This is a genomic window from Achromobacter sp. 2789STDY5608615 (assembly GCF_001298995.1).
Classification (GTDB): domain Bacteria; phylum Pseudomonadota; class Gammaproteobacteria; order Burkholderiales; family Burkholderiaceae_B; genus Achromobacter; species Achromobacter insuavis.
The window spans coordinates 72480-87425 of the sequence record NZ_CYTY01000023.1; the positions used below are offsets into that span (position 1 = coordinate 72480).

Annotated in this window: 14 protein-coding genes; 7 read left to right on the forward strand and 7 right to left on the reverse strand. The window is 68.7% G+C overall.

Annotated features, from left to right (window positions below):
* Positions 1–69: 69 nt before the first annotated feature.
* Positions 70–819, forward strand: a complete 750-nt coding sequence (locus AOZ49_RS19920) for an AzlC family ABC transporter permease (protein WP_054432915.1) — start codon at positions 70–72, stop codon at positions 817–819.
* A complete protein-coding gene (locus tag AOZ49_RS19925) occupies positions 816–1151 on the forward strand; it encodes an AzlD domain-containing protein (protein WP_054477307.1) in 336 nt (111 codons plus the stop codon). Before AOZ49_RS19920 ends, AOZ49_RS19925 begins: the two co-directional genes overlap by 4 nt.
* Positions 1152–1157: 6 nt before the next feature.
* Here the strand turns inward: AOZ49_RS19925 and AOZ49_RS19930 are convergent, their stop codons facing one another.
* Genes AOZ49_RS19930 through AOZ49_RS19940 form a run of 3 tightly spaced genes read right to left on the reverse strand, consistent with a single transcriptional unit; the run spans position 1158 to position 5659 of the window.
* Positions 1158–2324 (reverse strand): FAD-dependent monooxygenase, encoded by a 1167-nt coding sequence (locus tag AOZ49_RS19930; RefSeq protein ID WP_054477309.1) that lies wholly within the window; start codon positions 2322–2324, stop codon positions 1158–1160.
* Positions 2317–3573: an MFS transporter gene (locus AOZ49_RS19935; RefSeq protein ID WP_054477311.1), complete on the reverse strand. Its 1257-nt coding sequence runs from the start codon at positions 3571–3573 to the stop codon at positions 2317–2319. Before AOZ49_RS19935 ends, AOZ49_RS19930 begins: the two co-directional genes overlap by 8 nt.
* Positions 3574–3583: 10 nt before the next feature.
* A complete protein-coding gene (locus tag AOZ49_RS19940; RefSeq protein WP_054477313.1) occupies positions 3584–5659 on the reverse strand; it encodes a TonB-dependent receptor in 2076 nt (691 codons plus the stop codon).
* A 128-nt stretch (positions 5660–5787) separates the two neighbouring features.
* On the opposite strand from AOZ49_RS19940, the gene AOZ49_RS19945 reads away from it, so the two are divergent.
* Positions 5788–6741 (forward strand): helix-turn-helix transcriptional regulator, encoded by a 954-nt coding sequence (locus AOZ49_RS19945; RefSeq protein ID WP_054477314.1) that lies wholly within the window; start codon positions 5788–5790, stop codon positions 6739–6741.
* A gap of 243 nt (positions 6742–6984) precedes the next feature.
* Positions 6985–8445 carry a DEAD/DEAH box helicase gene (locus AOZ49_RS19950; protein WP_156330720.1) on the forward strand — a complete coding sequence of 487 codons (1461 nt, stop codon included), beginning with the start codon at positions 6985–6987 and terminating at the stop codon, positions 8443–8445.
* A gap of 100 nt (positions 8446–8545) precedes the next feature.
* Here AOZ49_RS19950 and AOZ49_RS19955 read toward each other — a convergent pair whose 3' ends face one another.
* The 3 genes from AOZ49_RS19955 to AOZ49_RS19965 are packed head-to-tail and all read right to left on the reverse strand — an operon-like array spanning position 8546 to position 11712.
* Positions 8546–9766: an MFS transporter gene (locus AOZ49_RS19955; RefSeq protein WP_231690397.1), complete on the reverse strand. Its 1221-nt coding sequence runs from the start codon at positions 9764–9766 to the stop codon at positions 8546–8548.
* 28 nt (positions 9767–9794) lie between these two features.
* The gene (locus AOZ49_RS19960) at positions 9795–10793 is read right to left on the reverse strand and encodes an asparaginase (RefSeq protein ID WP_054432925.1); all 999 of its coding nucleotides are present in this window, start codon (positions 10791–10793) and stop codon (positions 9795–9797) included.
* A gap of 13 nt (positions 10794–10806) precedes the next feature.
* On the reverse strand, positions 10807–11712 hold the full coding sequence (locus AOZ49_RS19965) for a polysaccharide deacetylase family protein (RefSeq protein ID WP_054477317.1): 906 nt from the start codon (positions 11710–11712) through the stop codon (positions 10807–10809).
* Between the two features lie 174 nt (positions 11713–11886).
* Here AOZ49_RS19965 and AOZ49_RS19970 point away from each other — a divergent pair, with 174 nt between their 5' ends.
* Entirely contained in the window at positions 11887–12663 is a 777-nt protein-coding gene (locus tag AOZ49_RS19970; protein ID WP_054477320.1) for an IclR family transcriptional regulator, read from the forward strand.
* A 56-nt stretch (positions 12664–12719) separates the two neighbouring features.
* Here the strand turns inward: AOZ49_RS19970 and AOZ49_RS19975 are convergent, their stop codons facing one another.
* The gene (locus tag AOZ49_RS19975) at positions 12720–13103 is read right to left on the reverse strand and encodes a thioredoxin family protein (protein WP_054432930.1); all 384 of its coding nucleotides are present in this window, start codon (positions 13101–13103) and stop codon (positions 12720–12722) included.
* A 63-nt stretch (positions 13104–13166) separates the two neighbouring features.
* Here AOZ49_RS19975 and AOZ49_RS19980 point away from each other — a divergent pair, with 63 nt between their 5' ends.
* Both AOZ49_RS19980 and AOZ49_RS19985 read left to right on the forward strand, forming a co-directional pair.
* Positions 13167–13970, forward strand: coding sequence for an EI24 domain-containing protein (locus tag AOZ49_RS19980; protein ID WP_054432933.1), 804 nt, complete (start codon positions 13167–13169; stop codon positions 13968–13970).
* Between the two features lie 46 nt (positions 13971–14016).
* The gene (locus AOZ49_RS19985; RefSeq protein WP_054432935.1) at positions 14017–14829 is read left to right on the forward strand and encodes a competence/damage-inducible protein A; all 813 of its coding nucleotides are present in this window, start codon (positions 14017–14019) and stop codon (positions 14827–14829) included.
* Positions 14830–14946 lie beyond the last annotated feature (117 nt).

Here is a 14946-nt window from a genome sequence, read left to right on the forward strand (position 1 = left end):
AGCTTGTCGTGCGGTTCCTTCCCCACAGAGTGTCCATGTCGTTCTGTCTGAATCCCCAGGGGCTCGCCGTTGTCCTCTGAGTCAGCGTTTCCCGAAACCGAAGACCCCCGGGAGGTCCGCCAGGAGCGCGTCGCCGCCTTCCGCGCCGGCGTGCATGCCATCGTGCCGGCCCTGATCGCCACCGCGACCTGGGGGCTGGTGACCGGCGTGGCCATGGTCAAGTCGGGCCTGACCGAATCCATGGCGCTGGCCATGACCCTGCTGCTGTACGCCGGATCGGCCCAGCTCACGTCCCTGCCGCTGATCGCCACCGGCGCGCCGCTGTGGTTGATCTTCGCCGCCGGCTGCGTGGTCAACCTGCGCTTCCTGATCTTCGGCGCGGCGTTGCAACCCTATTTCCGCCACCTGTCCTGGCCCAAGCGCCTGGGCCTGGGCTACTTCACCACCGACATGGGCTTCGTGCTGTTCATGCCGCGTTTCGGTGACGCGGCCGAGCGCGGCACCCGCGAGCAGCTCTGGTACTTCATCGGCACCATCGCCCCGGGCTGGTTCGTCTGGCAGGCGTCGTCGATCGTGGGGATCTACCTGGGCACCATGGTGCCGGCCGCCTGGTCGCTGGATTTCGCGGCGGTGCTGGCGCTGCTGGCGATCACGGTGCCGCTGGCCAATTCCAAGCCCATGCTGGTCTCGATGCTGGCCGCCGGCGTGGTCGCCTGGACCGGCCAGGTGCTGCCGCTGCGGCTGGGCCTGGCGGCGGCGGTCATCGCCGGCGTGGTGGCCGGCATGTGGGCCGAACGCTTCTTCAAGGCGCGCGCATGACCCTCTGGCCCTCCGAGATCTACGTCTATTCCGCCATCCTGCTGCTGGCGCTGTGCAGCGTGCTGACGCGCGCCGGCTTCATGCTGTTCGGCGACTACATTCCGCTGCCCGACGGCGTGCGGCGCGCCCTGCGCTACGCGCCGGCCGCCGCGCTCACCGCCATCGTGGTGCCCGACCTGCCGCCCTGGAAGGCGGGGCTGGGCCCCATCTTCGACTACAAGCTGGTGGCCGGCATCGTCGCCATCCTGGTCTTCCTGCGCACCCGCAGCGCGGTGCTGGTCATCGTGGTCGGCATGCTGATGCTGTGGGGCCTGCGCTGGCTGGCGGGTTGAGGCCCGTCAGCCCAGCGCGGCGGCGGCTTCCATTTCGGACTTCAGCCCACTGAGGAAATAGCGCTTCAGGATCAGCCTGGGCAGCAGCCGCAAGGCCGTGTTGCGCAGGCCGAAGGCGAATGCCGATTCCGGGACATAGACGGGCGCCAGCTTGCGGCTGCGCTGCTGCAGGCTGTCGATCACCGGCCGCAACCGCCGCTCGTGGGCCGCCAGCGCCTGTTCTAGCGGCAGCCTGCCCAGTTCCTGGGCCAGCACGTAGGCGCCAGCCAATGCCATCCCCGCGCCCTGCCCAGAAATGAGGGACAGGCTATGTGCGGCGTCGCCCGCCAGCAGGATGCGGCCCCGATGCCAACAGGGCAGTTCGACCAGCGCCAGGTCGTCCATGACGATGGGGGTGTCCTGCGCCAGCATGGCCAGCTGCCGGCCGACTTCCGCGTGCGTGTCGCGGGACAGTTCGCGCAGCAGGCCAAGCCGTTGCGGCGCCTCGACCCAGCCGTGCTCATGGCTGCGCCACACATGCAGGGCCGCCTTGCGGCCGCCGCCGAGCCCGTGGTATTCCACCTGGTGGCCGGGTGCCGCGTAGGACACGAAGTCCCGCGCCATGCCGGTGTCGTCCTCGGTGTCGTAGGCGGCGTAGCGATAGCCCAGCGCGGACAGCGGGGGATCGTCGGCGCCGAACACCTGGGCGCGCAATGCCGAGCGCACGCCGTCCGCCCCGATCAGGAGGTCGGCCCGCAACTGGCTGCCGTCCGACAGCGTGATGTCCACGCCATCCGGGTCCTGGGCGCAGTGGGCGACCGTGGTCGCCAGCCGGATCTCGGCGTGGTCGCGCACCGCGCCATGCAGGACCTGCACCAGGTCCGTGCGGCGCAAGGTGATCCAGTCCAGTTCCTTCAGCAGTTCGCGATAGCGGATCCGCATGACTTCGCGGCCCCGGCGGTCGCGGTAGATGTTTTCGCCGATCTCGCGTTCCACGGCGCGCAGCGCCGGTACCAGGTCCATGCGGCGCGCGGTCAGCAGGCCCGGGCCGGACAGGCCCATCATGTAGCCGCCATCGCGCAGGTGCGCGGCGCGTTCCGCGATGACGGCGCGCCAGCCGTGCCGCGTCAGCCACCAGGCGCAGGCCAGCCCGGCAACGCCGGCGCCGGCGATGACCGCGGTGCGTTCAGACATGTTCATTCTCCGGGGGAAAGGGCGGCGCCAGGTGCCGCATCAGGATAGGAAGGGCGAGCAACCCGGCAGCGCCGAAGGCCGCCGCGGCGCCGAAGCAGACGTCATAGCCCCAGTGCTGCGCCAGCCAGCCGGCGGCCACGCCGCCGATCGTGGCGATCATGGCGTCGGCGCACTGGAACAGGGTGAAGTCGACGCCGGCCTGCGCTGGCGAGGCCCGGCCCATGAGGAAGGCGTACAAGGCCACGAAGCCGGTGGCCGCCGTCGCCGCTTTCAGCAACGCCAGCGCCACCAGCCAATGCGGGCCGGCGTGCGGCAGCCAGGATGACGCCAACACGGCGGCCAGGAAGAGGACCAGCGCCATGGTCTGCAGGGCCAAGGCCACGACCACCGCCCGCGCCGCCGCGAGGCGCTGCAGGATCAAGGCGCCGAGCAGGGTGCCGGCCAGGCCCGCCACGACCGCGCCGGCGCCATTGATCCAGCCCACCGACGCCAGCGGCACACCGCGATCGAGCAGCAGCAGGGGCGTCATGCCATAGGCCAGCCGGGAGCCGGCCTGGAACACGATCGTGATGACCAGGCCCAGGCGCACGTCGGGGCGGCCCAGCGCATGCGCCAGGCTGGGGCGGTGCGCGGACGGTTGGGCCGCGCGCGCCGGCTCGCGCACCAGGGCGAATGGCAGCGTCAACAGCAGGACCAGTCCGCCCATGGCGGCCGCCGCCACGCGCCAGCCGTAGCTGCCTGCCAGGATGACGAACAATCCGGCGCCCAGGAACATGCCCAGATAGCTGGAGCCGACCTGGGTGGCGTTGCCCCAGCCGCGTCGGTTCTCCGCCAGCTGTTCGACGGCGAACGCGTCGCCGGCGATGTCCACCGTGGCCGCGGTCAACGAGATCAGGCTCAGAATGGCCAGCAGCACGGGCATGGCGGGCTGGCCCAGGCCCGCCAGCAGGAATAGCAGCGCGGCCAGCAACCATTGCCCGGGCAGCACGATGCGGCGGGTGCGCCGCTCGGCATGGCCCGCGGGCAGCCGGTAGCGTTCGATCCAGGGCGCCCACAGGAACTTGAGCGCCCAGGGCAGGAACGCCAGGTAGGCCAGGCCGATCTGGTCCAGCGGCGCGCCGCTGTCGCGCAGCAAGGCGGGCACGCCCTGGAAGGCGATGCCGCTCACCAGGCTTTGGGCCATGCAGATGCCGCCGATGGCGGCGATCACCTGCGCCGTGGGCAGGCGCGCGGGCACATCTGGGCGCATGAAGCCGATCCTAGTATTCGAAGGCGACGTTCAGGCCGACCGTCCGGCCCGGATCGACCTGGGCGAAGTTGCCCATCGGTCCGCCAGCGAAGGCGAAGGTGCGGTAGCGCTTGTCGGTGAGGTTGTTGGCATACAGCGTGGCCTCGACCTGCGGCCGGATGCGCCAGGCCAGGCTGAGGTCTACCAGCGTGTAGGCGTCCTGGCGCAGCGTGTTGGCGATGTCGAAGAACTGCGCGCCGATGCGCCGCACGGCCAAGGTCGGCGACAGCCGCCCGATGCCGGTGTCGAAGTGGCCGCGGGCGCTGGCGGTCAGGCCATAGCCCGGCGAGAACGGCACCCGGTTGCCGTCGCAGCCCTGGCAGGCGGAGGCGTCGCCGAAGCTGCGGAACGTGGTGTGGTTGACGAAGCCGTCCAGGCCCAGCGTCCACTGCGCGGAGACGTCCCAGCCCAGGTCGAACTCGACGCCCGTGGCGCGGGTGTTGCCGACGTTCTGCAGGTGTTGCTGCCCCAGTCCGCCGACATAGAGCTGCGCGTCGCGGATGTCGGTGCGGTAGACGGCGGCGCCCAGGCGCAGCGTGTCGCCGTCATAGCGCGTGCCGACCTCGTAGCTCATGCCTTTTTCCTTGCCGTAGGGGCGGGCGTCGCTGGGATTGGACGGCGCCAGGTTGTAGCCGCCCGGCTTGTAGCCCTGCGCGGCGTTGGCATACACGCGCCACTCGGGCGACAGCCGGTAGCCGGCCGACAGTTTGCCCAGCACGCTGTTGCCCGCGCTGGAGCCCGAACCGCCGAACGGCGCCTGGCCGAAGGTGGCGAAATCCAGCGCCTGGCCGTCATAGCGCGTGGCGGCCTTGTCGCGGGAATAGCGCAGGCCGGCCGACAGGTCGAGCGCGTCGGTGGCATGCCAGGTGGCGTCGGCATAGGCGGCGAGCGATTCACTGGTGTTGCGCGAGTCGACCTGGAGCGTGTCCAGCGGCATCGGCCCCTGCATCTGGTTGAACACCGCCCGCGATTGGGTGACGCGCTGGCGATACAGACCCAGCACGCCGTCGACGGCGCGCTGGCCGGTGGTGGACAGGCGCAGCTCCTGCACCTGCTGGCGCCAGCGCTCGGGCTGGCTGGTGTAGCTGGGGCCGATGGGGTAGTGGCGGTCGTAGTGCAGGGCCTGCCAGGCCGCCACCGCGTTCAGGCGCCAGCCGTCGAAATCGTAGCGGCCGGTCAGCGCCTGGCTGTTGCCGCAGCGCTTCTGGTAGAAATCCGCCAGCGACGCCGGCATGCCCGGCGCGGTGTACGCGTGGCTGGCTTGGAGATCGTCGAACGGGACGTAGGCGTCCTGGCTGGCGCGGGTGCATTCGCCGCTGATGGCCAGGCCCAGTTCCCAGGGGCTGCCGGCGGGCGCCAGGCGCAGGCGCGCGGCGCCCGCATTGGCCGAGGCGCCGCCGACGCGGCTGGCGCCGGTGGCGGGGTTGTCCAGCCGGCCGGGCGCGTCGTTCGTCACGACGGTGACCGAGCCGTACAGCAGGTTGTCGACCAGCGGCCCGCCGCCGCTGGCCTTGAACAGGTAGCCGTCGCGGCTGGCCACGCCGGCGCTGGCGCGGAAGTAGGGATCGTCGCCCGGCTGCCGCGACACGATGTTGAGGACGCCGCCCATGGCGCTCTTGCCGTAGAGCGTGCCCTGCGGGCCTTTCAGCAGCTCGACGCGGCCGACGTCGGTCAGCAACTGCGAGGTGAAGGTCGGCAATTGCGGCACGCCGTCAACGTAGACCGTCAGGGCGGGGTTGTAGAAGTCCTGCGCGGACGTGATGCCGCGCACCGAGATGATGGGATACAGGAGCGAGCCGCTGCTGGACATCTGCACGCCGGGCAGCACGCGCGACAACTGCATGGTGTTGTCGACCTGGGCGGCCTGCAGGGCCTCGGCCGGCACGACGATCGCGGCGCCGTTGAGATCGCGCAGCGACTGTTCCTGCTTGCTGGCGGTGACCGTGATGGGGGCCAGCTCGCTGACGGACTGTGCCGCGGCGGGCGCCGCGAAGGCGCACAGGGCGGCCGCCAGGGCGGTGTGTCGGAAAGGGAACGCTGTCGTCATGTTGTCGGCCCGGGCTTTCGGTAGAATTATTAATGAGAATTATTGTTGTTTGATGAGCGCCGCGCTGACGTTTTCAGTGCTGCCGTTGTTCAAATCGGGGCCTAAATTTGGATTCCGCCATTGCCGCCATGACGCGTACCTCCGCCGGATCGTCCGTCCGTTCCGGCCACCCGCTGTTGCCCGCGGTGTCGATACCGAGCGAATGGATCGCCCTGTCGCGCCAGGAAGCGTTCGACGAGGACCTGACCCTGACCGCCTGGAACGGCGCCCCCGCCGTCGGGCTCGACGTCGATGCCGAGGGTCCGCCGATGTTCTGCATCGCCGTTTTCCTGGACGGCCATGCGCGCATGTCGATCGAGGGCGGGGCACCCTTGGTGGTCGGACCCGGCATGGCCGTGGTGCAGACCGGCGAACGCGGCGCGCGGGGCCGTTTCCAGATGGCGGGCGGGCAGAATGTCCGCCTGGTGGACATCCGTTATTCACCCGCCGGGCTGTTGCGCGCCGGCGGCAGGCCGTTGGCCGCGTTGCGCGGCGCCTTCGTGCTGGATCACAGCGTGCCGGCCATGGGGTCGCTCATGGCCGGCTTTCCCGCGCCGCCCGGCCTGCTGCGGCTGGCCGGCGACGTGCTGGATTGCCTCCATGAGAACAACACCGCGCGCCGCCTGTACATGCGCGCCAAGGCGCTCGAAGCCCTGGCCATCGTGCTGGAAACCATGAGCGACGCGGCTGGCGAGCCCCCGGTGGCGCCGCGCGAACGGCGCCAGCTGGGGCAGGCGCGGCGCCTGATAGAGGTCCGCTACGGCGAGGAATGGACGGTATCGCGGCTGGCGCGCGAGGTCGGCCTGAGCGAAAAGAAGCTCAAGGCGGGCTTTCGCCAGGTGGCCGGCCGTTCGGTCCATGCCTATCTGAAGTCCGTCCGGCTGGAGGCCGCGGCGTCCATGCTGGAGGCCGGTTACAGCGTCGCGGACGCCGCGCTGGCCGCCGGATTCGCCAACCTGAGCCATTTCAGCAAGAGCTTCCGCCAGGCCAAAGGAGTCGCCCCCAGGCACTGGCTTGACCGCCCCGGCGTCCGGCTGCGCTAAAATTAAGTTATCCACAGCAATCCGGGCCTGGTACTGCCCTCATAAGTATCGAAACCAGAATGCGCCACCTGGCCTGCAAGGCAGGGTGCTGATTGCCCGCGACGCGCTTGTGCCTCGGGGTGGTTTGCACGTGGCCGCGCGAGCGTGGCGCGCGTTCCGGTTGTCCCGATGCATATGTCGTGCAGTGCTCGCAGCACTCTCGTTTTGTTCTTTTCCACTGGTCCCGGTATCTGCCAAACCCTGATGACTGAATCCACTCAATCCGCAGCACCCACCGCCGAAGCGCCCGCGCCTACGCCCACGTTCTCCGACTTCGGGCTGCATCCCCTGCTGTTGCAGTCGATCGCCGAAACCGGCTACACCACGCCCACCCCGATCCAGGCGCAAGCCATTCCCGTCGTGGTCGAAGGGCGCGACGTCATGGGCGCGGCCCAGACCGGCACCGGCAAGACGGCGGCCTTCACGCTGCCCATCCTGCATCGCCTGATGCCGCTGGCCAACACCAGCGCCTCGCCCGCGCGGCACCCGGTGCGCGCGCTGATCCTGACGCCCACGCGCGAGCTGGCCGACCAGGTCTACGAAAGCGTCAAGCGCTACAGCAAGCAGACGCCGCTGCGTTCCGCGGTGGTGTTCGGTGGTGTCGATATCGGTCCGCAGAAAGAAGCGCTGCGCCGTGGCTGCGAAGTGCTGGTGGCCACGCCCGGCCGCCTGCTCGACCACGTCGAGCAGAAGAACGTGAACCTGAGCCAGGTCGGCATCCTGGTGCTGGACGAAGCCGACCGCATGCTCGACATGGGCTTCCTGCCCGACCTGGAACGCATCATCCGCCTGCTGCCCGCGCAGCGTCAGGGCCTGCTGTTCTCGGCCACCTTCAGCAACGAAATCCGCAAGCTCGGCCGTTCGTACCTGAACCACCCGGTCGAAATCGAAGTCGCGGCGCGCAACGCCACTGCCAACACCATCACGCAGATCGCCTACAAGATGTCGGGCGACCAGAAGCGCGCGGCGGTGGTGCACCTGGTGAAGTCGCGCGGCCTGAAGCAGGTCATCGTGTTCTCGAACACCAAGATCGGCACCGCGCGCCTGGCGCGCGAGCTCGAGCGTGACGGCGTCAAGGCCGAATCGATCCACGGCGACAAGACCCAGGCCGACCGCATGAAGGCGCTCGAAGCCTTCAAGGCCGGCGAACTGGAAGTGCTGGTCGCCACCGACGTGGCCGCGCGCGGCCTGGACGTGGCCGGCGTGCCTTGCGTCATCAACTACGACCTGCCGTACAACGCCGAAGACTACGTGCACCGTATCGGCCGTACCGGCCGCGCCGGCGCCACCGGTGAAGCCATCGCCCTGTTCACGGGCGACGAAGAGCGTTTCCTGCTCGACATCGAAAAGCTGATCAAGCGCGAAGTGCCGCGCGGCACGCTGGAACTGCCCGCCGACCTGGTCGCGCGCAGCCATCATGGCCATGGCCGCCGCGAAGAGCGCGCCGCATCGCCGCGCGAAGGCGGCCGCGAGCGTGGCCGTTCGTCGGAACGCCGTTCGAGCGGCGGATCGTCGCGCCAGCCGGTGGACGATTTCTTCCTCAAGCCCTACGAGCCGTCGACGTCGTCGGCCCCGGCAGAAGAGCCCGACGCGCCGCGCCAGGGTGGCAATTCGTCCGCGCCCAAGCGCCAGATCGCCGTCCTGCTGGGCGGCAGCCGCAAGTAGCGGCAGCGCTGTGCGCCCGCATCGCCGATGCGGCCCGCGCCAAAGGAAAAGCGTCCTTGATGGACGCTTTTTTTGTTTCAAGACAACGGTGATGCGGCGTTCATGGGGCGCTCGTTGTCGTTGTGGGGATCGGATCCGGGCGCCGCACGCCGGCCGCGATCGAGAACAATGCCGCGAGGATCGCGCAGCCCGTTACCTGGAGAATGCCGGCCTGAGTCCAACCCAGCGTCAATTTCAATTGGCCCAGCAGATACCCGGCGAAGGCCGCGGGCACATACAGGCTGGCCACGAACAGGCCCGAGGCCTGCGCCGCCTTGGCCCGGCTGACGGATTTGATGATGCCGGCCGACAGGTTGGCATACACCATGCCGCTGATGGCGGCGCCGAAGATGAACGACATGGCGGCGTGCGCGCTCAGCGATTTCTCCAGGTCGGTGAACAGCAGTCCTCCGGCCAACGCCGACAACAGCAGCGACCCGAACAACAGTTTGCGGTAGTCGTAGCGGTCTCCGAGCCAGCCTCCCAGCAACGATAGCAGGGCGCCCAGGCCGTAGAAGCTGACTGCGCCCGCCGCCTGTTTGGGGCTGAAACCGAGGGCTTCGCGCAGGTAGGTGGGATACAAGCCCAGATAGCCATAGATCGACAGACCGGCGAACGCGGTCGCGATGGCCAGCATGACCGGCGTGCGCGCCCACAGGGTTGTCCCGGCCGCCGGGCTGGCGGTGTCTTCGGCCTGCGTCGGCAGCGCCTGTGCTTCGCTGAACCAGGGTTTGACCAGCGGCACGATCAGGATGATGGCGATGATGCCCGACAGCCCGAAAACGATGAAGGGCATCTGCCAGTGGCTTGCGGCCAGGATCGCGGCGCCGAGGTTGGGGCCGATGATGGCGCCGATGCCGAATGTGAAATTCAGCGAGCTCGCGGCGACCGCCCGGTGCTGCAGGAAGTAGCTCGTGCCAATGGCGAGCAGCGCCGTCAGCTGCATGGCTTCGCCCAGGCCGGAAATGAACCGGTAGGCCAGCAGGTCCGGCAGTCCTTTCGCATAGGCGGTGAGGAAGGTGGCCACGGAAAAGATGACCAGCCCGATCAGCGTGACGGACTTGCGCGACACCTTGCCCAGCAGATAGCCGGTGGGTATGCCGGCCAGGCCCATGCCCAGCGTGAAGACCGTCGAAGCCAGGCCGACCTGCGGCAAGGTCAGGCCCAGGGCGTTGCGTACATCCGTGGCAAGGACTGAAAACAGCTGCCGGTCGATGGCGTTGATGACATATGAGAAAAGCAGTACGGCGAACATCCCGAGCGCGTAGCGGCGCGTTTGCATGGCAGTCTCCTTTGAATGTCGATGGGCCCTAGGCGAGCGCGTCGCAGCGTCGGGCGAATTCGGCGGGCAGCGCCTCCGGGGAAGCGCCTGTGGCGAGCAGCAGGCGCAGCAGCAGGCGCGCCTTCAGGCCACCCAGCGCGCCGCCATGGATCAGCCCGCGGGACAGCAGATCCTTTTCCGATCCGGGGAAGGCATAGGCGGCGCGCAGCACCGGACCGGCGGCCACCCGGGTGCTGAGCACGACGGGCATCCGCGCCGCCAGGTCGCCCAGCAGCGGGGCCAGGTGGCCCGGCACATGGCCGGCCCCCATCGCCTCGATGACCGCGCCGCGAAAGCCCAGGTCAGGTAGCGCGGGCAGCAACCTGCCGTCGTCGTCCAGGCCGATGCGCAGCAACGCGATGGGCGCTTCCTGCAATGGGCGCGGAGACCGCAGCGCGGGCAGCGGCGTCAGCCGGGCGTGCAGATGCAGGCGCCCCTCGCACAGCGTGCCCAGCGGTCCCCGGCCGGGCGAATGGAAGGCCGACGGCAGCGTGGTATGCGCTTTCTGCACATGGCGGGCGGCGTGCACCTGGTCGCCAAGCACCACCAGCGCGCCCATGCCGGCCGCCGCGGGGGCGGCAGCCACGGTGACCGCCGCCAGCAGATTGGCGGGGCCGTCGGCGCCCGGCGCCGCCGCGCCGCGCATCGCTCCGGTCACGACGATGGGCAGCGGGCGGCGCGCCAGCAATTCCAGGGCGAAGGCAGTCTCGTCGATGGTGTCGGTGCCCTGGACCACCACCGCGCCCTGGCAGCCGCGGGCGAATCCCTCCTCGATCAACGCCGCCAGCTGCGCGAGATCTTGCTGCGTCAGGGACGCCCCGGGTTTGTTGGAGAAAGCGATGACCTCCAGGCTGGCCACCGCGGCCAGGTCCGGAACGGCGGCGACCAGGGCATGGGCGTCCAATGCGGGCGCGATGCCGCCATCGGCGCCGGGCGTCATGGCGATGGTGCCGCCAGTGGCCAGCAGGAGAACGCGGGGAAGGTCCATGTTCGGCTCCGGGCTAGGCCTGCTCGGGTTGGTCGGCTTGATTCCGATAGATATCGAGAATGTCGCCGCCGGTGCACAGACACACATCCGGGTGCGACAGGATGTGGTCGTACAGCTCGGCCAGGTAGCGGATGCGATGTGGCGCGCCCGTCAGATAAGGGTGGATCGAGATCGCCATGACCCGCGGGATGCTCGCCCCTTCCCGGTAGAGCTGGTCGAACTGGTCGCGGCCTCGGATCAGCAATTCCTCGGACCGGTGCTGCTGCACGGCGGAGATGACGACATCGTTGAGTTCGACGGTGTAGGGCACCGACAGCATGCTTCCCGTGCGTGTCCTGATGGGCACCGGCTGGTCGTCCAGCACCCAGTCGGCCACGTATTCGATGCCGGCGGCGGCCAGCAGGTCGATCGTGTCATCCGTCTCGGTCAGGCCGGGGCTTTCCCAGCCTCGCGGCGCCCGGCCGGTGACATCGCGGATGGCCGCGATCGTGTCGCGGATCGCCGCGGCCTGGTCCGCCACCCGGTGCATCGGTTGCTGCACATGGCCGTGGCCCATGAATTCCCAGCCGGCCTCCAGCGCCGCCTGGCAAGCCTGGGCGTATTCGCGGCAGGCGGTGCCATTGATTGCCAACGTGGCCTTCAGCCCGCGCGCGCCCAAGGTCTCGAGGAAGCGCCAGAAGCCGACGCGCATGCCGTACTCGTGCCAGCACCAATTCGGAATGTCCGGCAGCAACGGCTGTCCCATCGGCGGAGGCAGGACGGCGCGCGGCATCGCGTGTTGCGGCAGCCAGTTTTCCACGTTGACGATGGTCCAGACGGCAACGCGCGCGCCGCCGGGCAGCACGAATGGGCGACGTTGGGTAATCGGCTCGTAGGCGACGCGATCGCGAGCGGACCAGACGGGCGAGGGGTGATTCATCGGCAGGCTCCGTGCGGGGAAACACGCGGGAGCAATTCACGTTTGATTCCATTATTTGGAATTGAATGGAGACCAATGATTCAGTGAAATACTCCTGCTACTGGCGATAAATGCTAGCGTTGCGATAAATTCACTCGCAACACAACCGAAAATAATTCCACTAATTGGAATGGCATGAATGATTCCCTCGCGCGGGTCGATGGCGCCCAAGGCATTACCCGGGCGGTGCTGGTGCTCAAACTGTTGGCGCGCCAGGCCGATGTTGGCCTGCGGTTGGTCGATCTGGCGCAGGCCGCGGAATTGACGCGGCCCACCATGCATCGGCTGCTGAAGGCGCTCGTCGCGCAAGGCATGGCGGTGCAGGATGCCGCGACCCGTCGTTACCGGCTGGGTCCCCTGGTGTTCGAGCTGGGCCTGGCGGCGGCGCATCGTTTCAATCTGCGCGACCTGAGCACGGCCACCCTGGCGGACCTTGCCCGCGTGACGGGCGATACGACGTTCCTGTTTGTGCGCAGCGGCGACGACGCCGTCTGCATCAATCGCATCCAGGGGACCTATCCCGTGCAGACGCCGGCACTGCCGCTGGGCAGCCGCCAACCCCTGGGGGTCAGCGCGGGTGGCCTGGCGCTGCTGGCGGCGTTACCGGCCGCGGAACAGAAACGCATCATCGAGGCCGTTGCGCCGCGGCTTGGGGCATATGGGGAATTGGATGCCGACGATGTCCGCGCGCATTGCGCGCTGGTGGCAAAGGTTGGCTACGCGCACATCGCCAATCGCGCGGTGCCCGGCATCAGCGCGCTGGGTGTCCCCGTGTATGGCGAGAGTGGTCTGTTGCTGGCCGCTGTCACGGTCGCCGCGACCCACAACCGCATGACGGACGCCCGGGTGCGTGAGATCGTGCCGCTGCTGCGCGGGGCGGCGCAAGCCATCGGCGCCTTGTTGCAGCAATAACGGCGAATTGGGCCGAGCCTCCCCGGGGGGCGTGGATCTCCGGCCCGGCGTGGCCGTCAGGCGGCGAGCAGGCGGGGCAAATCGGGTAGCGCCGAGGTGACCGCCGCGCTGCGTTCGTCCAGGCTTTCCAGCAGACGTTCCAGATGGCCGATGTGCGGCAGCATCGGGCCGTAGAACACCACGCGGCCGCCGATCTGGATCAGCAGCGTGGGGAAGTTCTCGACGTCGACCTCGCCCAGCAATTCGGCGTGGTCCTCGATGTCGATCCAGGCGAAAACATGCCGCGGCAGGGCGCTGGACAGGGCGCGCAGCTTGGGTTTGTATTCTTCGCAGGTGTCGCACCAGGCGGCGCAGAAACAGGCGACCAGCCAGGCGTCGGGCGAGGCCGCCAATTGGGCGCGCAAGGCGGTGAGGTCGGAGCCGGGTACAAGTAATGTCATACGAGCGCAGGGGGGCGTGTTTGACTATCATACCCGGGATGATCACCTTCCTTTCGTCCTACGATGACCGCTTTGCGCACTGATTCCCCGCCGCCCGAAACCGGCCGCTTCGCCCGTGCCGCGAGCGGCGTCGGGTTGGCGTTCAAGCGCGCCCTGGTGTCGCAATGCCATCCGACGATGCTGTTCGCGGTGCTGCTGCCATTCCTGATCGCGCTGGTCGGCGTGGTGCTGCTGTTCTGGCTGTTCTGGACGCCCCTGACCGACTGGCTCGCCGCCCAGGCTTCACACTGGGACTTCATCAACCGCACCGAGGAATGGCTGCTGGCGATGGGGCTGTTCTCGCTCAAGATCTACCTGGTGCCGGTGATCGCGGTGTCGATCCTGTTGCCGCTGTCGGGCGTGCTGGGCCTGGCGATCGCGGCCGTGTTCGTCATGCCGCTGGTGCTGCGCCACGTCGGCCACCGCGAGTACGCCGGCCTCGGCCGGCAGGGCAAGCTGGCCACTTCCGTCAGCGTCTGGAACGCGATCTGGGTGTCGGGCGCGTTCGTGCTCGGCTGGCTGTTCACCATGCCGCTGTGGCTGGTGCCGCCGATGGCCCTGGTGCTGCCGATCTTCTGGTGGACCTTCGCCTTTTCGCGCATGATGCGGGTCGACGCCATCGTCGAGCACGCCAGCCCGGCCGAGCGCAAGCTCATCCTGGAGCGTCACAACGGCGGCTTCTGGATCATCGGCCTGATCTGCTCGCTGCTGAACCTGCTGCCGCCCGCCTGGATTATCCTGCCCGTGTTCTCGGCGCTGGTCTACGCGCACTATGGCCTGGACGCGCTCCAGCGGCTGCGCCAGGAACGCACCATCGACGTCGCCTGACGCGGCGCCTTCGCCTTCATTCAACCGCCAATTTCTGGAACCGGACATGGCAGCAGAATCCGCCTCCCGCCGCATCGGCCTCATCATCGTCGGCGACGAAATCCTGTCGGGCCGCCGCCAGGACAAGCACTTTTCCAAGGTCGTCGAGCTGCTCGGCGCGCGCGGCATGCAACTGGCCTGGGCGGAGTTCCTGCCGGATGACCGCGAGGTGCTGGTGGCCGCCTACCGGCGCAGCTTCGCCACCGGCGACGTGGTGTTTTCCTGCGGCGGCATCGGCGGCACGCCGGACGACCATACCCGCCAGGCCGCGGCGGCGGCCCTGGACCTGCCGCTGGCCCTGCATCCCGAGGCGGAGCAGGCGATCGCGCTGCGCACCGCCGAGATGGCGGCCAAGGGGCAGGGCACGGCCGACATGAGCGCGCCCGAGAACCAGCAACGGCTGCAGATGGGCGTGTTCCCCGAGGGCTGCGAGATCGTGCCCAATCCGTACAACCGCATCCCGGGCTTCTTCATCCGCGACCATACCTTCGTGCCGGGCTTTCCCGTGATGGCCTGGCCGATGCTCGAATGGACCCTGGATACGCGCTATCGTGCGTTGCAGCATACGCGCCGCCACGCGGAGCATTCGTTCCTGGTGTTCAGCATGCCGGAATCGCGCATCACGCCGGCCATGCAGACCGTCGAAAGCCGCTGGCCGGGCGTGCGCGCCTTCAGCCTGCCGAGCGTCGGCGAAGCCGGCGGCACGCCGCATATCGACCTGGGCGTGAAGGGCGAACCCGAGGCGGCGGCCGAGGCATTGGCCTTCCTGCGGGCCGAGGTGCTGCGCCTGGGCGGCAAGCTGGCGCCGCCCGCGGCCTGAGCCGGCGGCGGCAAGTGAAACGGGGCGCGTCCCCCGTTTGCGAGCCAAAAAACGGTTGCCAAATAGCCCGGTAAATTTCACAATACGGGAAAGAACTGTTTGCTGCGTTGCCGCAAG